Origin of the sequence: Bacillus sp. 22-7 (assembly GCF_010628845.1) — a bacterium.
GTDB classification, from domain to species: Bacteria; Bacillota; Bacilli; order Bacillales; family Cytobacillaceae; genus Cytobacillus; species Cytobacillus firmus_B.
Genome location: NZ_NJQY01000019.1, coordinates 1 through 22,022 on the forward strand (window position 1 = coordinate 1; position 22,022 = coordinate 22,022).

Genomic DNA, 22,022 nt, shown 5'->3' on the forward strand with positions numbered 1-22,022 from the left:
TTACAGGAATGCTGCCCCTTTTGTTTAATAAGAACATTAACATTCTCGATTACCACCGGGCACAAATACATTGTATAATTTGTTAAAATAGTTTCTAATAAATCTCAACAAAAATTCTATCAGAACATATATTCGTGTATAATTCCTTTATGACTACTAAGGGAGGGGTTCTTTTGAATTCAATTGACCTAATTATTTTAAACTTTAATGAAGTTCGAAGAAGAAGCGTTAATGTCTGGACATCAATTCCTGAAGAAAAATTAAAATGGAAGCCTGATGATGAAGCCATGAATTGCACAGAAATGATCAGGCATGTTCTGGAAAGCGAACATTATTATCACCTAGCACTTATAAATAGAGGAAGTCTTTCAGAGTTTATTTCACCTTTTGAAAATAGGCCTTTCACTACTGTAAACGCGGAATTGGAGTTTGCAAAACCATATCGCAATAAGTTCATTGATACAATCAAGTCATTTTCTGATGAAGATTTAACAAACATAAAGATAGACCGCTCTGATTCAGGATATATAAGAGACTTGGGGGATATGCTCCTCCGTATTGCCTACCACGAATCAATTCACACTGGTCAGCTTTTGGATTATTTAAGAACTGCAGGGGTACCACGGGTTCGAATCTGGGATTAAAATTATAGTAAAGGTGCTTTCACTGTAGGGAAGTACCTTTTTATTTTGTATTAATTCTTGAAAGACTACAAAGTGAGATAGCATTCAAGGGCTCTTCTTCCGCAAAACTGCCCCGTTAGTAAAAATGCGTCTCTACTTACTGTAGAAAAGCCTCCAAATATTGTTAGTTTCTTATTAACCGTTATACAGAATTAAAATCTGAAAGTTTCATTTTTGATAAAAAATACAACCATCTATTTGAACTCCAATTTGTTTCTAATTTTATTACTAAAACACTTTTAATTTACTTTTATCAACAATCTCCCTCGATTGTTTAAATAGAAAAAAAGCTGCCTGATTAGCAGCTTACCTAGAACTACTTCTCAATTAACTTTTTTATCGCGCAGACCACCAATTCCGGTTCGTCATTTTGTATATAGTGGGCACTGTTTTCAGCAATGACCAATTCTCCATCTGAGGATATTTTAAGAATCTCTCTCTGCATTTCATTCCATAACTTTTGGGATTCCATGGAATAATGCGCTTTCTTACCCGCTGAAAGAACAATTAATGGTACATTTAACTTTTGTCTAGTGTCTTTTAACTGCTTTAAACTTTCCATAAATTCATCATAATTTCCTTCGTAAACGAATTGATTGTTATATGCTTGCTGAAAATCTTGTGGCATAGCAGGGAGAAATCGCTCTCTGTAATCTTCGGGAGTAGAGTCAATCAAGACTAGTCCACACACTTCATTTGGATATTCTGCAGCAAACATCCGCATATTAACTCCACCAAATGAATGACCTGCTAATATGTAGGGAGGCTTAATCTTGGCTTCATTAAGCAGTTCCTTTAATTCCTTTACCATTTCACGGCTTGTTCTGGGATTAGAGCTTGATTCACTTTTTCCAAGTCCAGCTCTATCATAAATTAGTATACTAGAAAGCATTGAAATCTCCCTTAATACTGAATTCCAGGCCTTAGAGTAGTCTCCATATCCAGCATCCATGATAACTGTTGGTTTTCCGTTATTTTCTCCCACTAATCTAGCGTATAGTTTACATTTACTTATAGGTATAAACATTTCCTTGTCCATCGGTTCATTCCTCTCATTTTGCCAACTAACGTTAGTTGAAATTTAACAATATTGAAACTATTATTCAACGATCCTCCCCGTTAGTAACCTATCAAAATGTCACCTGGCTTAGCAGCTTAACATTTAATGAATGATGTCTGGTCCCCCACCGACTTTAAAGCTTAAGGCACTTATTTTAAGTAAAGTCTACTTTTTGTGCTGCTGTATACCTCTTCATTTTCTTTCGTTCATGTGTATTATTTTATTTAAGGGGAGGTATATGTAAATGAAAATTGAGCGCTTATCAAATGGAAGAGTAGAAGATTTTTTAAATTACTGCAGGCTTCATAAAGGAGCAGTTGATTCTTCCTTTTTATATGAGGATGATTTAAAACAATTTCAGAATACTGAAGAGAACCCAGCCTATTTAGCAATTGATGAAAACGGGAAAGTAAAAGCAGCCGCTTCCTTGATTATGGATGAATATGCGAAACGCGGGCGGAAATCAAGATTCCGCATTTTCCACTCTGAGATTGAAGATATTGATGTTTATAAAGGCTTAATGGACCAATTGTTGAAGTATAAAGAAGGCTACGATAAATATTTTATATTTATACCACTTGATAATAAGAAGCTGCAAAGTAATCTATCACAATTACAATTTTCAGCAGAACGGTATTCGTTTATCCTTTTACGAGATCATTCACCGGTTGCGTCAGTAAATCTTCCGGAAAACTATAAAATCAAAAATTATGAATCAGGGAAGGACGAAGAAATCTGGTGTATGGTCCGAAACACTGGTTTTGCTAAGCTTAAAGGGAGCGAAACACCAATGAGCCCGGACCAAGTAAAGAAAATGATGGCTTCTGATGACTATCTTGATGGCGGGGCCATGATACTCTACCATTATGAAAGGCCGGTTGGAGTGGTGAAATGTTCCGACGATGAATATAATGATATTCAGACAATGAATATCGGGTCTTTAGCCTTGATTCCAGAGTACCAAGGTAAAGGATTAGGAAGAATGCTTCTGCGGAAAGCTCTGCAGTTTGGATTAGACCAGTCATACAAACAAATATATTTATCTGTAAACGGAGAAAACGAGCAAGCAAAATCATTGTATTTGCAAGAAGGATTTAAAGAAGCAGAAGGCTTTGTGTGTTACTCTTGCCATTTTTAAATACTTAAACAAAAATATGGCAGTCTGGAATTTCAACAAGAGGTTCCGGCTGTCATATTTTTTCCGCCCTTAATGTTGCAGCCTACTATTCAATTCACTCCATAACTTCTGGGTTCCATAGAATAATGAGCTTTCGTACCCGCTGAAAAATAAGAGCCTGCGATTTATTTTTTAAATGATAACCCTTCTTCTTCTAAGGAGGTTCTCATAATAGGCAGGGAAGCTGGTCCAATACCATGAAGTTTTAATATTTCTTTTTCTGTGTAATTTGATAGTTTTTCCAAAGTGTCTATTCCTTCGAATACCAATGCATTCCTTGCAGGAGCACTGAGTTTTGAAAGGAAGCCGCTTTTGGGTTTATTCTCTTTATCACAGGCAGGGCAGCTTTTACACTCACTAGTTTTGTAAAATTTATGTCCCTTTTCACAAATCCTTAAACTTTTACCTGCTGCCAAGATAATTCCTCCAATCCTAGTTTAATCCTGTATTATCTATTATGAATCGTATATTCATTTTATAAACTATTCGTATTTACCGCCACCCTATTCATGACTTCCCTTTTCATTTAAGCTTCCCGACTGGTTAAAAAGGGATCGGCTGTAATGAACAGCCGATCTTTGAAATTCAATTTATACAGATGCTGCTGCAGCGTATTTTTCTTCTAGTGTCTTCTTTAGGAAGGCAGCTAATTCGAGCATGCCATACTTACCGGCTTTCGCTTCCGCATCCGAATTATAGTTTGTGTTTGTATTAATATCATACGTAAAAATGTCACCTTCAGCATTTCTGATAAATTCGATTCTAGCGACTTGAATATCATTCCTGGCCAGAACCTCTTTATATTTTTCCAAAGTTTCGTCCTCAAAATCATCAATGACCTGGAACTTAGGCTTCTCTTCAACCTCTTCTCCTACCGGGCAGAATAAGTCGCCAATCTGGCAGGCATCAGCCGGACAAAGTTCAAATCCATCGGAAGTATCAACCCTGACAGCATAAACAAATCTGCCCCCAACAAATTCGCAGCGCGTTATATAGCTTTCAGGTGATTGAATATATTCCTGAATAAGAGTAATGCCATCTACCGGTTCTTCGAAGGAAGGACCTTCCACATAAGATTTTAAAGCTTCAATACTATGGAATAATTGAACACCCAGACCTTTGCCGGCACGATTATGCTTTGTGATAAACGGCTGTCCGGCAAAAGCTTCGGCTGCCTTTAGGATATTTTGTTTTCCAACCGCTGCAATTGTTTTTGGAGTCCTCACACCAGATTTATTTAACTCCAAGTATTGTAAAACCTTACTTACTTCCAGCTTTAAAGCGTTCGTTCCATTAATCACCGTACGGTCATGTGCTTCAAGCCAGGCCAATACTTGTCCGGAAAATTCAGCCGCAAAACGGTGATCACGTGTATGAGAAGAAGCACTCATACGGCTATAGAAAATACCTTCCGGGGGTTCTGCCGATAAATCCAGCGTTCCTTCGTCTAAATGCCATTCTTCATAAGGAACACCCAGTTCCTCCAATCTTTTTGTCAAATGAACTGTCCACTCACTATTTTCATGTATAACGTATACCTTGCTCATTATTCAGGCCCCTTTCTAGCTCTTTATTAAACTGCGTTTTTGTTCCACTAATGGCATAACCGTCTTTGCGAAGCGTTCCATTTCCTCCAGCTGAGGTGAAAATTGCAGCAACAGCAGGTCCAGCCCAGCTTCTTCATATTGCAGGATCCGATCAGCAATTTGCTCTGGTGTTCCTACTAGATTTGGACGCAGACCTCTATTGGAAACAGAGTAATCCTGCAGCTGAATCTGCTGCTCCAGATGTGACTTTGTCGTGAAGTCCTTAAAGCCGGCATAACCATTGGAATCCTTTACAGTCGTGATTTTTTCAAGCTCAGCGAGAGCCTCTTCTTCTGTCTCACGGCAAATAACATACGCTGCCATTCCGAATGAGCTTAATGGCACATTCCCCGTTTGTTCACGCCGCGCCTTCATATCGGCTATTTTTGTCTCAATCTCTTCAACCGTTCCGCCGTGCATAACATAAGCATCACATTTTTCGGCAATGGTCTGCTTGCCTTTTTCACTTTCACCGCCTGCATACAGAATCGGATTAGGCCGTTGAACAGGTTTAGGAGCAAGCTTTGTGTCGTGTAAGTCGTAAAATCGGCCAGCATAATTGAAGGTTTCTTCTGTCCATAGTCCTTTTAGTACATCAATGAACTCCTCTGTACGGGCGTAACGCTCATCATGTTCTGTAAAAATACCGCCATACTGGCGCGCTTCTTCGGCCCACCAGGCAGAAACAACGTTAAGAGTAAAACGGCCATTGCTAATTTGATCAATATTCGCTGCCATTTTTGCTGCTACTGCCGGATTATGAAAACCGGGACGGATCGCGGTCATAATTTCAATTTTTTCTGTCACTGCGGCAAGCGCGGCAGCCGTTGACCAGGCTTCAAGAGAATCATGGTCCGGTCCTTTAATATCATTTAAGTATAATTCCGCGATTAACGTAGTCGAGTATCCCCATTTTTCTGCCGACTGAATGACGTTTTTAGCATACTCAAAGGTTGGCGGCATACTTTCATCTTCGACATTCCGCAGCCATCCTCCAAAAATCGGCAGCCAGAAACCATATTTCATTTTTCTTCTCTCCCTATCTTTTGAATATCTACTATTCTTATCATTTAAGTAGGATTTACAAACAACTAAAAAACTCTCCTCCAAAGAAGAGAGTTTTTTTATACTCTCTTCTCATCTTTCAAGCGATGCGCTTGCTGGAATTGGCACAGTATTCATCAGAACCTGCTGCCGAGGTTTCAAAGGGCCAGTCCCTCCACCTCTCTGGATAAGAAGAAAAAACTATTCAGCTTTTTAATTACTTAAAGTGATAATAATTTAAATAGATCAAATTGTCAATTAAATTATTTCTATGCTCTAAATATTTTTAATACGATTTATTTTTCCACAATACCTGCTGCAAAGCTTTTAAAGTAAAGCACCCTTTACTTTAAGTGTATTTCAATCTTGTACTTTTCGTTGGGACATTGATTTTTTAGTTCCGAAATAAACTTTGGTGAAATTTTTATAGCTCCGAAAACTGTTGTTTTATTAAAAATATAAAAAACCTTATATATCCAAGAGTCTTATGATTAGACATTGTTGTGAATATTTCCCTATTTCAGGGCTAAAATACCCTTAAATATTCTTTTATAAGGGTGACTCGGTAAATGCCGGATAAGCGAATTGAGCAATTTGATCATATAGTGAGAATGGGGAAAAAGGGACAAGAGGCTTTAAATAAGTATTGGTTAGATTTTGAGCTTTATACTTCATTTGAATACTGGTTAATGGCAGCACTTCTTATAGGTCCTCTTATCTACCTATTTTTTAAAATTGATAAAAATAAAATTTTTTTCTTTGGTTTCTATGGTTACAGTATTCATGTAATATTCGGATATATCGATTTGTTCTCAAAAAATTTAGGATATCTAAATTATCCTTTCCCAGTGATCCCAATGCTGCCAGGGTTAACCCTTGATTCGAGTTTCGTTCCTGTTACCTTTATGCTTGTTTACCAATGGACGATAAACCGGGAAAAGAATTACTATCTGTATATGATCATTACATCTGCGGTTATGGCATTTATCTTTAAGCCGGTTCTGGTCGGAATAGGACTCATGAGGCTTTATGGAAACACAAATTATATTTATCTATTTGCTGGTTATTTAATTGTCATTACGCTAGCTAAATTTATCATGAGTGTGTTTTTATGGACAGAGGCTAAATACAAAAAAGGATAAATGGATTTACCAACCTGACCTTTGATTTTAAAAAAAGGATCCGCCTGGCTGGCAGCTAAACCATACCACGCTCCCTCTGCAGAAATGCGGCTGCCCATTTCCAGCCATTGAAAAATACCCTACAAGCACGACTAGTAAGAACATCAAATTATGCTCTCTATTTTATTGTCTGCCTGAAAGGGGTAATGCCGCCCATTCTTAAGACTCGGCTATTTTCATTCGAAGGATTCATTATTGGAGGTCGTTCATTCAGATTCATGCGGAACTCAATCCAAGGATTGAATTTGAGGGATCCGACCGGCAGACCGATTGTCAGCTGAACCTTTATGATAGCTTTCCTATTTAGGACTGATACAATAGCTGATCTTTGGTAACTTTGTACATGCCATTAGCCAACGTGCACCGTTTCGCATAATAAAAAAGCTGCCTGGTTAAGCAGCTGTTCCTGAGTTTGTGAATCTTTATATTAATAACTGCCAGACTGAACGCTGCAGCTGTATTTTTCATTAGAGTCAAATTTACCTTACTTTTTATTAACTGGATTTACATCTTTCTAATGTTTCATAATTTCCAGCAATTTTATAATTAACTCTAAGGTTCTTAATTCCTCGATACTCTTCCAGTCAATGTCATAAATTAATTGATCAGGATCCTGAATGGCTGCTTTTCCTCCAATAATCTCCACTTCAAAATATCTTACTTCCCCGCTGCAACTCACTTTATTGAAAATAGGCTGTATCACTCTTACCTCAAACCCCGTTTCTTCCCTTACCTCCCTGATACAGCATTCCTCAAACGTTTCTCCTTCTTCCAAACCGCCGGAAGGAACAGACCAGCGTTTTGGTTCGTCTGCTGTCCCCTGCAATACCATTAGAACCTTATCCCCTCTAATGCAAACTCCCGCCGAGCCAAGCCACTTTTGCATTTACAACACCCTCTTAATTCATACTTTGCATAAAACATTAAATATCTTTGGAAGCTTATCCTTTTTTCAACGACCGCCCCTTATATTAAATAAGAATAAAGAAGGGAAACCACATGCTTATGATTCCGGCACCTTTCCAACTATCAATTAAACTTCGTTTTGCTCAACTAATGACATAACCTTCTAAAAAACACTCAGAAGTGTTTTCCTAATTTCCATTCAGCCTCGAACATTCCGGATTCCCTGATTTCCCCTGCAGAAAACTATATGTGCAATTTCTGTGCAGTTTATATTATTTTAGATGTGGTAGAACATAATGAATACGCCATTTTAGGGGGATGCCATACGCGTTCTTCTCTGACCTTGTACAATGGCTTGATCCTGATTAAGCACCTGCTTAAGTTAAAATCGCACATCTTATAAATTCTAGCCAAGAGGGGGGAAATAGAGTGAAAGCTTATGTGAAATTTGCAGGAATGGTAATAGTCTCTACGATTGTCATGTTTATTTTTAAATATTTCAGCACATATAAATTGGATCATGTCTTTTTCAGTGAAACGAGGGCTTATATGGCTCTGTTGATGGGGGCCACGATGGCTATCATTATGCTGGCATTTATGCGCAATATGTTAAAAAATCGCAAATTGAATGCAGGAATTGCCGCCGGAAGCCTTTTCGTTTTCATCGCATCCTTATTTTTATTGCGAAGCCAGACCACAGTAGATGATGCAGACTATATGGAAGCGATGATTCCTCACCACTCCATTGCCATCTTAACAAGTGAACGGGCTCAGATATCCGACCCGAGAGTCCGCAGCTTAGCCGACACCATTATTGAAACACAGAAAAAAGAAATTTCGGAAATGCAAAAACTAATCAATGACCTTAAAGAAGAATAACTATATCAATCAGAATATGCCCAAAAAGCTCGGAATATCTGAGCTTTTTGGTTTTTTGAGTTACTTCCTTAACTGTTGGAACCTGCCAGAAAGAACTACGGAAGCCAAATACTCAGCGTCCCTTCCCACTCCACAAATCAAAGCGGATCCTCGCTGGTATTGCCAGGGCAAACCAATAAAATAAAGCCCCTTAATTTCAGTAATTCCCCTTTTATGTATCGGTTTTCCTTCAGCAGAGACCACACCCTCTATATGAATCCATTCGCATGAAGGAACAAAACCAGTAGACCAGATAATACTTTCGAAATTCCTCTGAATCCCATCTCCAAAGAGAACTTCTGTACCACTGACTTGTAAAACTTTAGGCTTTACATCAACCTTTTTAGTCTGAATGAGTGTCTTCAGCTCTTTTCCAAAAATCGGGTCCTTCTGTTTCTGAAACCAGCTGCCTTTAATCGTATCTGTCCCCGCAAACAGCAGCCCGAGTTTTTCCAGCCAATAAAAAATGCTTTTCCCCAGTATTGTTAAGGGCAAAAATTTCATGCGATGGCCAACAGCTATTGTGACTTTCCGGTCTTTGGCTAACTCCACAGCAAGCTGCGCACCTGAATTGCCGCCGCCCACAATCAATACCTCACCACCTGGCACTTCTTCCGGTGATCGATATTCTGAAGAGTGAAGCTGGAAAGCACCTGTTCCATCTTTATTAAGAGGAGGTATATAAGGTTTTTGAAAGGCACCGGCCGCGATGATAACTTGTTGAGCTTTAACGATACCGCTGTTAGTCACTATAATAAACGAACCATCTGGCAGTTTATTTAACTGTATGACGTTCGTATCCAGCATGACCGGAAGATCAAAATGCTTCACATAGTCATTCAGATAATCTGCCATGTCATCCTTCGTCGGAAATTCCTCTGATGGACCTCTCATTTGCAGTCCAGGCAGACTGCTATATTGGCGTGGAGTAAATAAAACAAGGGAGTTGTATCTTTGTCTCCAGGAGTCCCCAATCTCACCGTTTTTTTCTATTATCACAAAGGATAGCTTCTCTTTTTTCAAAAAATATCCCATCGCTAACCCGGCTTGACCACCGCCAATAATGACAGCTTCATAGTTTATCATGGCCATCGCTCCCCGCGTTACATTCAAATATACATTTGAATATTATTATACATAATAACCAGAAAAAGGAATACGGTTTCTCAAAAAAAGAGCCGCCCAATGGCAGCTCAATAGCAGGTATTTACCTGCAGCAGATCCTTTTATGTTAATTGCATCGTGGTAATGCAAGTAGCGTCATCCTCAAACGTTGAAATTTCCGATTCTGATGCTTTTCCATCATGCTTAATCTTTATTTGATAGGTTTTGTCTCTTGGAAGCCATAAATCGAAAAATCCATTAGCCTGGGTTTTGATCGTATCATCCAAAATCACATTGCCTTCCGAATCCTCAATATATACATCAAACTCTTTTTCAGCCAGTTCACCTTGACAACCTGTCAAGCTATGATTCGTTCAAGGATGGGTTTCATTAGCGTAAGGGGCAATCGATACGAAGAATTCTTCTTCCGGCAGATCATAGGATAATTCTTCTCCGTCCGATTCTTTAACGATCAGCTGCTCTGAGGTAATGGAGGCAGATCCGGTCTTTATGTTTCCAACGCTGTAATCCTTCACTAAGGCTTTGATGTCTTCAGTCTCTGAAGCAGCATCATCCTTGGAATCTGCTTGTCCACATCCAGCTAATACCATAGAAATCAGTGAAGCAGCAAGAACCAATTTGATCTTCATCATTTTCACATCCTTATTCTGTCTTCATCTCTTACTATACCAAAGTACTATAGCAAATAAATATGAACAATTTATGAAAGCTACCAAAATAAAGTGTCTGGCAGAACAGCAAAAGGCCCGCTTCTTTAGCGGGCCTTACAGAGCTACCTTACAAACGTAAGTTTACTTTCCTTCCCAGGAGCTTCACTTGGTCTGCCTTCCGCTTTTCCAAATACGATGCTTCTGCCGCAGATGGCTTCCACATCTTCTTTATCATGCGTCACCATGATACAGGTCATGTTTGCCTTTTTTAGTATCATCAGAAGCTCATCCCTGATGGAACCTTTTAAGTTCGCATCCAAATTGCTGAATGGCTCATCCATCAGCAGCAGCTTAGGCTTGGGAGCCAGAGCCCTTGCCAGAGCAATCCGCTGCTGCTGACCGCCGCTTAGCTCATGCGGATATCTTTTCTCATAATCTGTCATCTGGACTAGCTCAAGCATCTCCCTGACACGAGGATATCTTTCTTTCCGCGGAAGGCGCGATAAACCGAATAAAAGATTATCTTTTACTGACATATGAGGGAAAAGGGCATAATCCTGGAATACCATGCCCACCCCGCGGTCTTCCGGCTGTACAAACGTCTTCTCTCCGGCTGCTTCTGTGCCTGCGATTTCAATTCTTCCCGACCTCGGAATTTCAAGCCCTGAAATCAATCTGAGCAGCGTGCTTTTACCGCTGCCGCTCTGTCCAAGTATGCCAACGATTTCCCCCTCGTCCACTTTAAAAGAAAAGTTCTCAATTACAGGAACACGGGCTTTCGGAAATGAAAATATCAGATTTTGAATGGTAAGGATGTTCATTTCTTCACCTTCTTATCAATCATTTGGAACACCGCAACAGATAAAACACTTATGAGGATAATCATGAGAGAAGGGATGGCTGCTTCATGAATCATCTCATCTTTTGCGTATTGATAGGTCTTCGTGGCAAGGGTATCAAAGTTAAACGGCCTGAGCAGCAAAGCCAAAGGCAGTTCCTTAATAATCTCTACAAATGTTAAAATAAACCCGCTGAATAATGCTCCTTTAATCAGCGGCAAATCCACCTTGAAAAAGGTTTTGGTAACGCCGAATCCGAGCATCCTGGATGCCTCTGTATATTTTGGCCCGATTTTCTCAAAGCCGATTTCAACAGCATTATAGCCTGTTGCCATAAAACGGATGGTATAGCCAATCACGAGCATAGCCAGAGATAAGCTTAAGATAAGGGGAGCTTTTCCCCATCCCATATAAGCATAAAATGGCGCAAGCAAAGAATCAAGTTCAATAAATAACGCAAGGATCCCAATAGCAATAATCGCCCCGGGAATCGAGTAGCCCGCTGTTGCGAGCTTGGATAAAACATAGGCTCCGTTCGAATGCGACCGCGTTACATTGGCAATAATCACAGCAAATAATAGTATCAGCGCTGTGGAGATCATCCCAACAAAAACAGTCTGGTTTAATAGCGTAAAGAACGTATCGTTCCATACCTTGGCGAAAGTCAGCCTGGTCCATGCCAGCAGCTGTACCACCGGTATAAAGAACCCGAGCAGGAAGATGGCCGAACAATAGCTGAACACCGCTGTTGCCTGAAGCCCCTTTAGCTTTTTCCGGACCAGAGGCCTTGATTTGCTGCTGATATTATACCGTCTCCCCTGCCTGAGCAATTTTTCTATAAAAAATAATCCAACTATAATGACCATTAGCCATGCCGCCAGCCTCATGGCTGAATCTGCATCATACATGCCAAACCATGTCTGGAAGATGGCTGTCGTAATCGTATGGATGCCAAAATAGCTTGTTACACCGTAATCACTTAAGACTTCATAAATGACAAGCACAGCGCCGGCCACGATTGCCGGCCTGGAGAGCGGCAGGACAATTCTTACAAAGATCGAAAAAGGCTTTCTTCCCAGCAGCCTTGCATTTTCAAGGAAAGAAGAGCTCTGGTTTTCAAGAAACGCTCTGCAGATAATGTATACATACGGAAAAAGAAAGATCGTAAATATAAATACGGCCCCTCTCAGTGAGGAGATTGACAGCCACTCCGGATTGATCTGATAATCGAACTTGTTCCTTAATGTAACCTGTACGACCCCTGTGTAGCTTAACATCGTCCGATAGGTGTAAGCAGCGATATAGGGAGGAATGGCCAGCGGGAGAATAAGCCCCCAGCTAAAAAAGCGCCTCAGCGGGAAATCGTATGCAGCAACGAGCCAGGCCAGGCTCACCCCTAGTATGGCTGTAAATAGCCCTGTCAGCACTACAAGAATAATCGAATTGGCAGCATAAGTTTTTAATAGATATTCCCTAATCTGAAACCAGTTTTCATTCGGTTCCTGGAAAATAGAAAAAAAGATAAACAAGATGGGCAGCAAAATAATTGCCGCCCCAATCAAGCTTACCAGCCACCATCCGTTAAAATCTTTTCGAAAAAAATGTTTAACAGATTCCGTATTCATTATTATTTCCAGCCTGTTTTATTAAAAATTTCAATCGCTTTTTGGTTATGCTTTCCTAAAGTATCAAAGTCAAGCTCCTGCATTTTAAAGTCGCCCCATGACTTCAGGATTTCAGGCTTTTCTGCGTCAGGGTTAACCGGGAACTCATAGTTGTTTGCTGATAAATATTCCTGAGCTTCTTTTCCAGTCATGTATTCGATTAGTTTCGTTGCATTTTCAGGGTTTTTGCTGTTCTTCGTTAAACCAATTCCGCTGATATTCACGTGTGTGCCGTTTGTTTCCTGGTTAGGGAAGAATACACCAAGACCTTCTGCCACTTTCACTTCTTCAGGGTCTGATGAATTGGCAAGCAATCCCACATAGTACGTATTCATAATCCCTACATCACCAATGCCGGCTGCAATAGCCTTCGCCTGGTCGCGGTCACCGCCATCCGGCTGACGAGCGAAGTTTTTCACAATGCCTTCTGACCATTCTTCAGCCGCTTTTTCACCATTCAACTCAATGAAAGAAGCAAGCAAAGACTGGTTGTAAAGGCTTGTTGAAGAACGGGCAAGCACTTTGCCCTTCCACTTATCACTTGTTAAATCTTCATAAGTTGATAATTGATCAGGTGAAACTCTATCCTTTGAATACACGATGACACGTGCTCTGGTCGCCATTCCAATCCACTTATTTTCCTTATCACGCATGTTCTCAGGAACATTTTCGCTGATCACGTCGGATTCAACCGGCTGAAGAATATCATTATCTTTCGCGTGTGCAAGGACACCGCCATCAACTGTAATAAATAAGTCGGCTTCCGTGCTTTCGCCTTCACGCTTCAGTCGCTCAATCAGCTCTTCCGCTTCCCCTTTAACGACATTGACCTTAATGCCTGTATCTTCTGTGAAATCTTTGTATACTTGTTCATCTGCTTCATAATGTCTGGCAGTATAGACATTGACCACCTGCTCTTCCTTTTTGGAAGCGGTGTCTTTTTCTTTTTCACCTTCAGATGCGCCTTCTCCCCCACACCCGGCAAGAGCCAGAGTTAAAGCTGTTGTTACAATAAAAGGCTTTAGTAATTTTGATAAGTTCATGTTTCTTTCCACCTTTACATATGTATTTGAAAATGATAATTATTATCACTAAATTTATTCTACCTATCACCCTTCATTTCGTCAATATTCTTTTGCCATGAAAATACTAAATTCGTCAAATGAAATGTTTTTATTCAGATTAAGCATATAAATCTATGTAAAAAACAACAAGATCCCGATGCGTATCAGGATCTTGTTTCTAAAGAACTCCCGGAACCTCTTCTACCTGACCGCACACCGGTTTGGACCAATTTCCATTTCACGCTGTGTTTCTTCCTCTGGTGAAATTTTGCCCATATTCGTTTCCCGGATTTGCTGATAGGAATTCGGCTGCGGAGGAAGATTTTCCGTAACCGTTCTGCGAAACTCCTCCTCGCTGTCGATCTTTAAGCCATGATTCTGCTGGTACAGCACCCCGAGCTTTTCTGAAATGCTTCCATCTTCATTCATTTCATCCGAAATCATAAAATGGGCTGGGAGCACAAGCAGGTCGTCGGTCAGCTCTTTATATCTTTTATACAGGGTAGTCCGCAGGTCCTTTACCCAATCTCCAGCTTTTCCGGCCAGGTCAGGACGGCCAATCGAATCAATGAACAGAATATCGCCAGTGAGTAAATATTGGCCATCGACTACAAAAGATGTACTGCCGATGGTATGGCCGGGCGAATATACTGCCTTTATGACAGTATCTCCCACCTGATAGTCATCGCCGTCATGAATGTGATTGTACTCAAACTGGACCTCTTCCGCATCCTTTGGAGGCAGATAATAGCCCGCTCCAAACTTTTCAGCGAGCTTTCTTCCGCCTGAAATATGATCCGCATGCAAATGGGTATCAAGGACATGAGTGATGGTTATCTCTTTTTGCCTGATAAAATCCTCATATGGACCTGCCATGCGGTTCGCATCAATCAATGCTCCCTTGCCGTTGGACTCAATCAGATAGGATAAACAGCCTTTTCCGATCCGGACAAATTGATAAATGGATCCGCCTTGTTTTAAATCCCCAATTTTAATGGGCTCGAGGTGTTCACTCCATGCCTTCATTCCGCCTTCAATGGAATATACATTTGAAAAGCCTGCTTCCGCTACCTGTCCGGCAACAAACTCTGATGAGCCTCCCTTGGCGCATACGACAAAAGTTTCCTGATCTTTAGGCAGCTTGTCCTGAATGGATTCCACTCCCTCAAGCAAATCAAAATACGGGGCGTTAATGATATGGACGTTTTTCCCTTCAATCTTCCAATCATCAAAGTCATCCGTATTTCGCACATCCAGAATGAATGTTTCTTCATGATTTAGAATTTTTCTGGTTAATTCCTTTACAGTGATTGTCTTAACATGATTCTCAGCCATTTTTTTCACCTCTTTGCGGGATTAAAAAGTAAGTGTTACATCGGCATCCTTGGCAAAGGTTAAAAACGTCACGGCTCCGCCAACGTTAATGCCCTCCACAAAATGCTCCTTTTCAAGGCTCATTACATCCATCGTCATCTGGCAGGCAATCATTTTTACGCCCATTTCGCTTGCCATATTTACCAGTTCATCTACCGGCGGAACATTGGCTTTTTTAAATCCTTCCTGAAAATGCTCGCCTCCCGGAGGCAGCGGCAGATTCCTATGGCCCTCTTTATGAATTAAATTTAACCCCTCAAATGTAAAAAAGATTCCTACTTCTGCATCCGTTGCTGCAGCTGCTGTCGCAATATTAAACACCTTATAAGCATCAAACATGCTTCCGTTGGCTGCAATAATGGCTACCTTCATTTTTTGCATCTCCTTAATGACTCTGATTTAATTGGCCCTTCCATTCTGCCATGCCTGGCACTACATTCCTGACGTTTGGATATCCTTCTTTAGCCAGTTTCTGGGCAGCCAGATCACTGCGGTTGCCTGTCCGGCAGATAATGTGGACTTCTTTTTTCTTATCCAATTCTTCAAATCGTTTTTCAAGCTCCCCTAAAGGAATGTTGACGGCTCCTGGAATATGGCCAAAGGCAAATTCTGCAGGCTCCCTCACATCGAGAATGGTGATCTCTTCATTACCTTTTATTTTTTCCTGGAGATCGCCCAGGTCTGTTACATGAGGATGTTTCGCCGCCACCTTTTCTTCCTCCGCCATGGCTTTGCGCAGGTAATGTTTTAAGGTATCTCCGTCTTCCACTGTGCCCAAGTAATGATTGCCGGTGCTCTGGGCCCATGCTTTAATGTCCGCGGTAGACCCCTTATCCGTCGCCTGAACCTCCATTACATGTCCTGGTTCAAGAGCGGTCATCTCTTTTTTGGTTTTAACTATTGGCATTGGACAGGAAAGTCCTTTAGCATCCAAGACTTTATTAACATTCATGCTTTTCCCTCCAGTCCCTTTTAGTATCTTTTTGATCCTGTTTTCAATGCCCGGCTGGACCTTCCAAATTTTTGTTAACTTGATATTCTATACCTCTATCCGTATAAATACAAACTAAACCTTTTTCTTCATTAAACTCTTGGGCTTCAAATCCATTTCTTAATAAAGTCTTAACAATCGCCCATCAAAATGGTGGACAAAGGAGTGACTTACATGAACGATATTGGAATGTTCTTTGCCCTCGCAGCCGGAATGCTGTCTTTCTTCTCTCCCTGCGTGTTTCCGCTGCTGCCGGCGTATGTGACCCACCTGACTGGAGGCCGAATCGAGAACGCTAAAATGCAGGTGGACCGGAAAAAGCTTTATTTGCGTTCGTTTGGATTTATAATGGGTTTCAGTATGATTTTTATTGCTCTTGGGGCATCCGCCAGCTTTATCGGAAAAATTTTAATGAATTATCGGATGATCATTATGCAGGCTGCGGGGTTGTTAATTATTATTTTTGGATTGCAGATGGCCGGCTTGCTTAAATTTAAATTTTTAATGAAAGAGAAGCGATTCAAAACAGAAAATAAATCAAAGGGCATGTTTGGGTCTGTATTGCTGGGAATGGCCTTTGCAAGCGGCTGGTCGCCTTGTGTTGGACTTGCCCTTTCATCCATACTATTATTGGCGAGCTCTTCAGATACGCTAAGCCAGGGTATCTTTTTATTAATGGCTTATTCTCTTGGAATGGCCATTCCATTTTTCGTTATTTCAGTAATCATTTCTTATTCTTTAAAAACCATGCGCAAAATCAATAAGTACTTATCCAGGCTCGCATTTGTTAATGGCATGATTATGGTTGCACTGGGAATGCTCGTCTTAAGCGGGCAAATGCAAAAAATTAGTGCATGGCTTTCAGCGTATAGCCTATTTCAATTCTAAAAAAGCGATAAATAATAAAGGATGATTATTTTGCCCGATCAGCATCTTATTGGAAAAACAGTATTGGTGGTAGAGGATGATGACAAAATCCGCAACCTCGTTAAAATTTACCTGAAAAAAGAAGGTTATGAAGTGATGGAGGCAGCGGATGGCCGTGAAGCCAAGAAGAAAATTGAACAATTTGATCCCTGCATTTTAATTCTGGATCTGATGCTTCCTAAAGTCAGCGGCGAGGAAATTTGCCGCTGGGTGCGGGAAGATCTGAAGAGTATGATGCCAATCATTATGCTTACGGCCAAGGCAGCTGAAAAAAACCGCATTCAGGGCTTCAAGCTGGGTGCAGACGATTATGTCGTCAAACCTTTCAGCCCTGCTGAACTGATGGTGCGCATCGAAGCAGTCCTAAGAAGAACCTCAAGCCGGTGCGGAAAATTAAGCTTTACAGGATTTACCCTCAAGCCTGCAAAAGGAGAAGCTATCATTAATGGAGATCCTCTTGAGCTGACACAATTCGAATTTAAACTGCTGCACATGTTTATGCAGCACCCGGGTCAAGTTTTATCGAGAGAACAGATTCTAAACTGCATTTATGAACATAACCAGAAGGCAGTGTCTGAACGGACAATCGATGTGCATATCAAGCATCTCCGGGAAAAAATCAAACAAAAAACACCAAAGGACTATATTCAGACGGTAAGGGGAATGGGGTATAAATTTGTGGGTGTATAAAAAATTTTCCAATCTGTTATCGCGCCTCGTTGCCCTGAATAGCCTGGTCATTTTGCTTGTGATCCTCCTGGCCGGTTTTTCAGTAAAGGATTACGCATGCTTCCTCGTCAACTCAGAAGATGTCACCGGACAGGATCTGGTTATTACCTTGAACGGATTTCTCTGGAGGGTTAGTATTGCTGCATTTGTCATCGCCGGCTTATTCCATTATTTTACTGTCCGTAAATTGGTCCATCCCATTAAGAATCTGTCACGGGCTGCACAGGATGTGATGAAAGGCAAGGCTCCTGAAGAATTGGCCGTGCCTTCTTCGGGAGAATTAAAGGAACTGACCGAGAACTTTAATGCCATGACGGCCTCCCTTGTATCTTTTCAGGAAAAACGGGAAGAAATGCTCCGTGACATCGCCCACGAGCTCCGCACTCCCTTAACCAATATCAATGGCTATCTTGAAGCCCTGGAATCCGGAGTCATCGAGGGTGACCCTGAATTATTCAGCTCACTGCTTGAGGAGTCCCGGCGGATTACCGGCATCGTGGAACTGATAACTGAGCTCAACACGTGGAGCAATGGCACTTATTTTACTGAAAAGCCATTCGAGCCTTTAACCATTGATACGATTCTAAAAGAATCACTTAGTGCCTTTCGGTTAAAACTGGACGAAACGTTTGATCTCCAGGAGGTCCGGATTGAGCCTGCAATGGTAATGGGGAATAAAGACGGCCTTAAACAGGTTTTTACTAATATTCTTCAAAATGCACTTGATTACAATACAGGGACCGAACTGGCTATAAATGCCGCCCTCTCCGATCATTTCTATTCCATTACTATTTCCCATACAGGGCAGTTCATTGATCCTGAAAAAAAAGACCTGATTTTTGAAAGGTTTTATCGACTTGAGGAATCCAGGAGCACCAGAGTGAGCGGAGCAGGATTAGGACTGGCTATTGCGAAAAGTATTGCAGATGCGCATAAGGGACAGATTTCTATACAGACAGATGGATTTCACCACATCTTTGAAATTATCCTTCCGGCAGATAGGGCAGCTTCTAAAAATTAGCTGCTTTTCTTAATCAAATCTTAATAAAACCCTTTCATACTAATGGCAGGAAAGGGGTGAAGATATGAAATTTATAATAAATAATGATAACACTACAGCTGAATTGGGCTACGGAAAGCTGCCTGTTTCTCCTAATGACCAGGCAGGCTATCGCCCGCTGGAACTATTTGTGTCATCCTTGGCTGGATGCAGCGGCACAGTTCTTTGGAATATCCTTCAAAAGAAGAGGCTTGGAGTTGAGAGGATTGAAGCGGAAGTTTCTGTATCCAGAATTCCTGAAGAAGCCAATCGGATAAATAAGCTGGCTATTTCAGCTGAGGTTCATGCCGATCAAGCACTTTCCGCAGCACAAGCCGCAAAAGTGGCAGAGCTTACTGTAAAAAATTGCGGAATGATCCAATCTGTGATTGGCTCTATCGATATAAGCTATGAGGTTACGTTCACGGGTGATTCTGATTGAGTTATTTTAATATTGGGAGCCTGACGATTCCCGCTGTTTGGCTGGCTGTTCTGCTGTCCCTTTTTATGACATCACTTTTGTACAGATTCGCCACGGGAAGAAAGCTTGAGGATTGGTACTGGAACAGTTTTTTTCTTTACTTTCTGGTGTGGAAGCTAAGCTATGCTCTGTTTCATTTTAAGATGGCCATAGAGATGCCGCTGTCTATTGTTTATTTTAACGGAAGTACAAAAGGGCATTTCCTTGCTCTTGTATCGCTTTCCGTTTATCTGATTTATATTGCAGGAAAAAAGCACAAGACAGTCTTTCGCGACGCTTTTAAAGTATACCCTCTTTTTTTCATTGGTTTTGAGGTCACCAAATATGCACTGGAAACAAATTTCCCTGCAGCAATGGCAAGTCTGGCTCTGCTGATTGGCTATGCTGTTTTTCTTAAAAAGAAAAATGAATGCTTCTCAATCAAGGCATTCACCTTCATTTTCCTTTTCGAGCTTCTTATCATCAGTTTCTTTCAGCCGATCCTGTCCCTTGAAATTCTGACATTCGGCTGGCTGGCATTTATCGTATACATCCTGTCAAACGGGGATCGTAAAAATCTTAGCTTCAAACTAACTTCCTAAGGCGGTGCAAAAGGTTGAATAAAAATCTGTTATCGATAGCCATAATTCTATTGGCCCTGGCGATTGTATTCGTCAATTTATGGAAACCATCTGCAGATAAAGATAGCACAAGCAATGCTGCTGTGGAAAACGAAGAGGAGTCGGTCGAAACCGAGGATATACCTGGATCAGACCTTACTCAAGTTGAGGAAGGAAAGCCTGCTCCAGATTTTGAACTAACTACTCTCGATGGCAAAACAATGAAACTATCAGACCTTCAAGGGAAGAAGGTCATCCTCAACTTCTGGGCAACCTGGTGTCCGCCCTGCAAAGCCGAAATGCCTCATATGCAAAATTTCTATGAAAAGCATAAAGAAGATGGCATTGAAGTGGTAGCAGTCAATCTCACAAATATTGACAACGGCAGGAAAGATATCGAGAAATTCGTTAAGGATTACGGACTTACCTTTTCCATCCCCCTCGATGAAAATGGCATGATCGGCCCGCAGTATCAAGCATTTACCATTCCAACAAGCTATATCCTCGATACTAAGGGCGTGATCACAAAGAAAATTGTCGGCCCGATGGATGAAGGCATAATGGAAGACTTGACGAAGGATATTGAATAAGGATTGGCAGACAAAAAGGTGCCGCTTCTGACTTTAATATCATCTATCACCGCATAAATGCAGGTACATACGATGAAATATCTCAATATTGACCGAAGGCACCTTCAGAATATAAAATCAGGTGCCTGCCCCCTTAGTCTATAACGTATTTTATTGGGGCAGGCACTGAAAACGAATGTGTGTGTACCTTCCGAACCGAGATTCCTGTAATTCTCAAGCGGTTTTCTGCATTGATATGAATCTAATCGGTAATGCTTATTCCATTCGGCACTCCTATTAATTCAATTGTATCAATGACCTTATTCTGTTCTTTATCGATGATGCTGACCGTATCTTCAAACATATTCGTCACATACACCCTCTTGTTGTCCGGACTGGTTACCACTCCATGCGAGCCTTTGCCGGTTTCAATTTCAGCTATCGCTTTCTTTAAAGTAAGATCTATAACGGTAACACTGCTCGAAGGAGCTTCTTCTGTTCCCTGGTTGGCCACATAGGCAAACTGGCCTTTCTCATCGATATATACTTGTGCAGGACCAGTTCCCACTGGAATTTTATCAACCTTATCCGTATCAAGATCAACAACAGCGAGAGCATTTTCCCCATTTAATGCAGCGACAAGTATTTTTCCATCAGAAGTAACACCCGTAGTTACAGGAGCTATTCCCACTTTGATCCGCTTTTCTTCCTTCATCGTTTCAAGATTAATAACACTGACCGTATCTTCACCCATGTTTGCAATGTAAGCTCTTTTGCTATCTGATGAAATCCTGAATCCATGCGGCCCTTTGCCGGTCTCAACTGTGTTTGATACATTGAAGCTATCCATATTAATGACAGATGCAGTATTGTCCTCGCTGTTTGTTACAACAGCGTACTTCCCATCCTCCGTAAAAACAATGTGGGCAGGGTGATTTCCAACTTTGACTTCCTGAACCAGTTCATCGCTTTCAACACTGTAAAAAACAGCTTTTGCACTCACTTCTCCGTGGCCGTCATGTCCTCCCCCATGGCCTCCCATACCTGGCACAACCGTAGCCCCGATTAATTTTCCATCTGGTGAAACCTGCACATTGTGAGCGGAACCTTCTACCTCTATTGTCGTTACAATTGAATTGTCAGCTGCGTCAATTTTGGAGATGCTGCCTTTTTCGTTAGCAGTGTAATAATATTGGACCTCCGTTTTTTCTTCAGCCTCTTCTTTATTGCCTTCAGTTTGCTGAGCATCCCCGGAAACAGGCTTTGGTTCCTCAACAGCATTACTTCCCGAGCTGCATCCGGCCAGTATCACGCCTGACAATAAAAATACAATAAATATCATTTTAAATTTAATCATGGAATTTTCCTCCCTTATCGTATATAAAGAGAGCATAATAACAGCAAGAATATACAAAA

Annotated in this window: 24 protein-coding genes and 1 riboswitch; of the genes, 10 read left to right on the forward strand and 14 right to left on the reverse strand. The window is 41.1% G+C overall.

Features of this window, described 5'->3' with window-relative positions; all coding sequences use genetic code 11:
- Window positions 1-173: 173 nt before the first annotated feature.
- The gene (locus tag CE058_RS15480; RefSeq protein ID WP_163143815.1) at window positions 174-644 is read left to right on the forward strand and encodes a DinB family protein; all 471 of its coding nucleotides are present in this window, start codon (window positions 174-176) and stop codon (window positions 642-644) included.
- A 355-nt stretch (window positions 645-999) separates the two neighbouring features.
- On the opposite strand, the gene CE058_RS15485 is transcribed toward CE058_RS15480, so the two are convergent.
- Window positions 1,000-1,722 carry an alpha/beta fold hydrolase gene (locus CE058_RS15485; protein WP_163143817.1) on the reverse strand — a complete coding sequence of 241 codons (723 nt, stop codon included), beginning with the start codon at window positions 1,720-1,722 and terminating at the stop codon, window positions 1,000-1,002.
- A 265-nt stretch (window positions 1,723-1,987) separates the two neighbouring features.
- Here CE058_RS15485 and CE058_RS15490 point away from each other — a divergent pair, with 265 nt between their 5' ends.
- A complete protein-coding gene (locus tag CE058_RS15490; RefSeq protein WP_163143819.1) occupies window positions 1,988-2,881 on the forward strand; it encodes a GNAT family N-acetyltransferase in 894 nt (297 codons plus the stop codon).
- 164 nt (window positions 2,882-3,045) lie between these two features.
- Here the strand turns inward: CE058_RS15490 and CE058_RS15495 are convergent, their stop codons facing one another.
- The 3 genes from CE058_RS15495 to CE058_RS15505 all read right to left on the reverse strand — a co-directional run bounded on the left by CE058_RS15495 (window position 3,046) and on the right by CE058_RS15505 (window position 5,532).
- Window positions 3,046-3,336 carry an RNA polymerase alpha subunit C-terminal domain-containing protein gene (locus CE058_RS15495; protein ID WP_163143821.1) on the reverse strand — a complete coding sequence of 97 codons (291 nt, stop codon included), beginning with the start codon at window positions 3,334-3,336 and terminating at the stop codon, window positions 3,046-3,048.
- A 174-nt stretch (window positions 3,337-3,510) separates the two neighbouring features.
- Window positions 3,511-4,467, reverse strand: a complete 957-nt coding sequence (locus tag CE058_RS15500) for an ATP-grasp domain-containing protein (RefSeq protein ID WP_163143823.1) — start codon at window positions 4,465-4,467, stop codon at window positions 3,511-3,513.
- A gap of 15 nt (window positions 4,468-4,482) precedes the next feature.
- Complete coding sequence (locus tag CE058_RS15505) at window positions 4,483-5,532, reverse strand: LLM class flavin-dependent oxidoreductase (protein ID WP_163143825.1); 1,050 nt, start codon at window positions 5,530-5,532, stop codon at window positions 4,483-4,485.
- Window positions 5,533-5,640: 108 nt separating this feature from the next.
- Window positions 5,641-5,744, reverse strand: a riboswitch (SAM riboswitch).
- A 375-nt stretch (window positions 5,745-6,119) separates the two neighbouring features.
- Here CE058_RS15505 and CE058_RS15510 point away from each other — a divergent pair.
- On the forward strand, window positions 6,120-6,692 hold the full coding sequence (locus tag CE058_RS15510) for a hypothetical protein (protein WP_163143827.1): 573 nt from the start codon (window positions 6,120-6,122) through the stop codon (window positions 6,690-6,692).
- Between the two features lie 553 nt (window positions 6,693-7,245).
- On the opposite strand, the gene CE058_RS15515 is transcribed toward CE058_RS15510, so the two are convergent.
- The gene (locus CE058_RS15515; RefSeq protein ID WP_163143829.1) at window positions 7,246-7,617 is read right to left on the reverse strand and encodes an NUDIX hydrolase; all 372 of its coding nucleotides are present in this window, start codon (window positions 7,615-7,617) and stop codon (window positions 7,246-7,248) included.
- Between the two features lie 449 nt (window positions 7,618-8,066).
- Between CE058_RS15515 and CE058_RS15520 the strand changes: the two genes are divergently transcribed.
- Window positions 8,067-8,516, forward strand: coding sequence for a DUF305 domain-containing protein (locus CE058_RS15520; protein WP_204260541.1), 450 nt, complete (start codon window positions 8,067-8,069; stop codon window positions 8,514-8,516).
- Between the two features lie 60 nt (window positions 8,517-8,576).
- On the opposite strand, the gene CE058_RS15525 is transcribed toward CE058_RS15520, so the two are convergent.
- From CE058_RS15525 to CE058_RS15565, 8 genes are all read right to left on the reverse strand, one after another.
- Window positions 8,577-9,641: a flavin-containing monooxygenase gene (locus tag CE058_RS15525; protein ID WP_163143831.1), complete on the reverse strand. Its 1,065-nt coding sequence runs from the start codon at window positions 9,639-9,641 to the stop codon at window positions 8,577-8,579.
- A 140-nt stretch (window positions 9,642-9,781) separates the two neighbouring features.
- Window positions 9,782-10,309, reverse strand: a complete 528-nt coding sequence (locus CE058_RS24800; protein WP_204260543.1) for a CueP family metal-binding protein — start codon at window positions 10,307-10,309, stop codon at window positions 9,782-9,784.
- 143 nt (window positions 10,310-10,452) lie between these two features.
- Complete coding sequence (locus CE058_RS15540; protein WP_163143835.1) at window positions 10,453-11,151, reverse strand: ABC transporter ATP-binding protein; 699 nt, start codon at window positions 11,149-11,151, stop codon at window positions 10,453-10,455.
- Window positions 11,148-12,794: an ABC transporter permease gene (locus CE058_RS15545; protein ID WP_163143837.1), complete on the reverse strand. Its 1,647-nt coding sequence runs from the start codon at window positions 12,792-12,794 to the stop codon at window positions 11,148-11,150. The genes CE058_RS15540 and CE058_RS15545 overlap by 4 nt, the downstream gene beginning before the upstream one ends.
- A 2-nt stretch (window positions 12,795-12,796) precedes the next feature.
- Window positions 12,797-13,876, reverse strand: coding sequence for a Fe(3+) ABC transporter substrate-binding protein (locus tag CE058_RS15550; protein WP_163143839.1), 1,080 nt, complete (start codon window positions 13,874-13,876; stop codon window positions 12,797-12,799).
- 222 nt (window positions 13,877-14,098) lie between these two features.
- Window positions 14,099-15,232, reverse strand: coding sequence for an MBL fold metallo-hydrolase (locus CE058_RS15555; protein ID WP_163143841.1), 1,134 nt, complete (start codon window positions 15,230-15,232; stop codon window positions 14,099-14,101).
- Between the two features lie 21 nt (window positions 15,233-15,253).
- Window positions 15,254-15,643 carry a DsrE/DsrF/DrsH-like family protein gene (locus tag CE058_RS15560; protein ID WP_163143843.1) on the reverse strand — a complete coding sequence of 130 codons (390 nt, stop codon included), beginning with the start codon at window positions 15,641-15,643 and terminating at the stop codon, window positions 15,254-15,256.
- 13 nt (window positions 15,644-15,656) lie between these two features.
- The gene (locus CE058_RS15565; RefSeq protein ID WP_163143845.1) at window positions 15,657-16,223 is read right to left on the reverse strand and encodes a sulfurtransferase TusA family protein; all 567 of its coding nucleotides are present in this window, start codon (window positions 16,221-16,223) and stop codon (window positions 15,657-15,659) included.
- A gap of 213 nt (window positions 16,224-16,436) precedes the next feature.
- On the opposite strand from CE058_RS15565, the gene CE058_RS15570 reads away from it, so the two are divergent.
- The 6 genes from CE058_RS15570 to CE058_RS15595 all read left to right on the forward strand — a co-directional run bounded on the left by CE058_RS15570 (window position 16,437) and on the right by CE058_RS15595 (window position 20,627).
- Entirely contained in the window at window positions 16,437-17,150 is a 714-nt protein-coding gene (locus CE058_RS15570; RefSeq protein ID WP_163143847.1) for a cytochrome c biogenesis CcdA family protein, read from the forward strand.
- Between the two features lie 30 nt (window positions 17,151-17,180).
- Window positions 17,181-17,879: a response regulator transcription factor gene (locus CE058_RS15575; RefSeq protein WP_163143849.1), complete on the forward strand. Its 699-nt coding sequence runs from the start codon at window positions 17,181-17,183 to the stop codon at window positions 17,877-17,879.
- Window positions 17,872-18,939, forward strand: a complete 1,068-nt coding sequence (locus tag CE058_RS15580) for a HAMP domain-containing sensor histidine kinase (RefSeq protein WP_286168021.1) — start codon at window positions 17,872-17,874, stop codon at window positions 18,937-18,939. The genes CE058_RS15575 and CE058_RS15580 overlap by 8 nt, the downstream gene beginning before the upstream one ends.
- A gap of 64 nt (window positions 18,940-19,003) precedes the next feature.
- Window positions 19,004-19,399, forward strand: coding sequence for an OsmC family protein (locus tag CE058_RS15585; RefSeq protein ID WP_163143854.1), 396 nt, complete (start codon window positions 19,004-19,006; stop codon window positions 19,397-19,399).
- Window positions 19,396-20,019, forward strand: coding sequence for a hypothetical protein (locus CE058_RS15590; protein WP_163143856.1), 624 nt, complete (start codon window positions 19,396-19,398; stop codon window positions 20,017-20,019). The genes CE058_RS15585 and CE058_RS15590 overlap by 4 nt, the downstream gene beginning before the upstream one ends.
- Before the next feature lie 14 nt (window positions 20,020-20,033).
- On the forward strand, window positions 20,034-20,627 hold the full coding sequence (locus tag CE058_RS15595; RefSeq protein ID WP_163143858.1) for a peroxiredoxin family protein: 594 nt from the start codon (window positions 20,034-20,036) through the stop codon (window positions 20,625-20,627).
- 241 nt (window positions 20,628-20,868) lie between these two features.
- Here the strand turns inward: CE058_RS15595 and CE058_RS15600 are convergent, their stop codons facing one another.
- Window positions 20,869-21,963 (reverse strand): YncE family protein, encoded by a 1,095-nt coding sequence (locus tag CE058_RS15600; RefSeq protein WP_204260542.1) that lies wholly within the window; start codon window positions 21,961-21,963, stop codon window positions 20,869-20,871.
- Window positions 21,964-22,022 lie beyond the last annotated feature (59 nt).

Bases quoted from the DNA above. Each gene is read 5' to 3' on its own strand.
- CE058_RS15485 (WP_163143817.1), bottom strand. From the start codon at position 1,722: ATGGACAAGGAAATGTTTATACCTATAAGTAAATGTAAACTATACGCT.
- CE058_RS15490 (WP_163143819.1), top strand. From the start codon at position 1,988: ATGAAAATTGAGCGCTTATCAAATGGAAGAGTAGAAGATTTTTTAAAT.
- CE058_RS15500 (WP_163143823.1), bottom strand. From the start codon at position 4,467: ATGAGCAAGGTATACGTTATACATGAAAATAGTGAGTGGACAGTTCAT.
- CE058_RS15505 (WP_163143825.1), bottom strand. From the start codon at position 5,532: ATGAAATATGGTTTCTGGCTGCCGATTTTTGGAGGATGGCTGCGGAAT.
- CE058_RS15510 (WP_163143827.1), top strand. From the start codon at position 6,120: ATGCCGGATAAGCGAATTGAGCAATTTGATCATATAGTGAGAATGGGG.
- CE058_RS15515 (WP_163143829.1), bottom strand. From the start codon at position 7,617: ATGCAAAAGTGGCTTGGCTCGGCGGGAGTTTGCATTAGAGGGGATAAG.
- CE058_RS15525 (WP_163143831.1), bottom strand. From the start codon at position 9,641: ATGATAAACTATGAAGCTGTCATTATTGGCGGTGGTCAAGCCGGGTTA.
- CE058_RS15540 (WP_163143835.1), bottom strand. From the start codon at position 11,151: ATGAACATCCTTACCATTCAAAATCTGATATTTTCATTTCCGAAAGCC.
- CE058_RS15545 (WP_163143837.1), bottom strand. From the start codon at position 12,794: ATGAATACGGAATCTGTTAAACATTTTTTTCGAAAAGATTTTAACGGA.
- CE058_RS15550 (WP_163143839.1), bottom strand. From the start codon at position 13,876: ATGAACTTATCAAAATTACTAAAGCCTTTTATTGTAACAACAGCTTTA.
- CE058_RS15555 (WP_163143841.1), bottom strand. From the start codon at position 15,232: ATGGCTGAGAATCATGTTAAGACAATCACTGTAAAGGAATTAACCAGA.
- CE058_RS15560 (WP_163143843.1), bottom strand. From the start codon at position 15,643: ATGAAGGTAGCCATTATTGCAGCCAACGGAAGCATGTTTGATGCTTAT.
- CE058_RS15565 (WP_163143845.1), bottom strand. From the start codon at position 16,223: ATGAATGTTAATAAAGTCTTGGATGCTAAAGGACTTTCCTGTCCAATG.
- CE058_RS15570 (WP_163143847.1), top strand. From the start codon at position 16,437: ATGAACGATATTGGAATGTTCTTTGCCCTCGCAGCCGGAATGCTGTCT.
- CE058_RS15585 (WP_163143854.1), top strand. From the start codon at position 19,004: ATGAAATTTATAATAAATAATGATAACACTACAGCTGAATTGGGCTAC.
- CE058_RS15600 (WP_204260542.1), bottom strand. From the start codon at position 21,963: ATGATTAAATTTAAAATGATATTTATTGTATTTTTATTGTCAGGCGTG.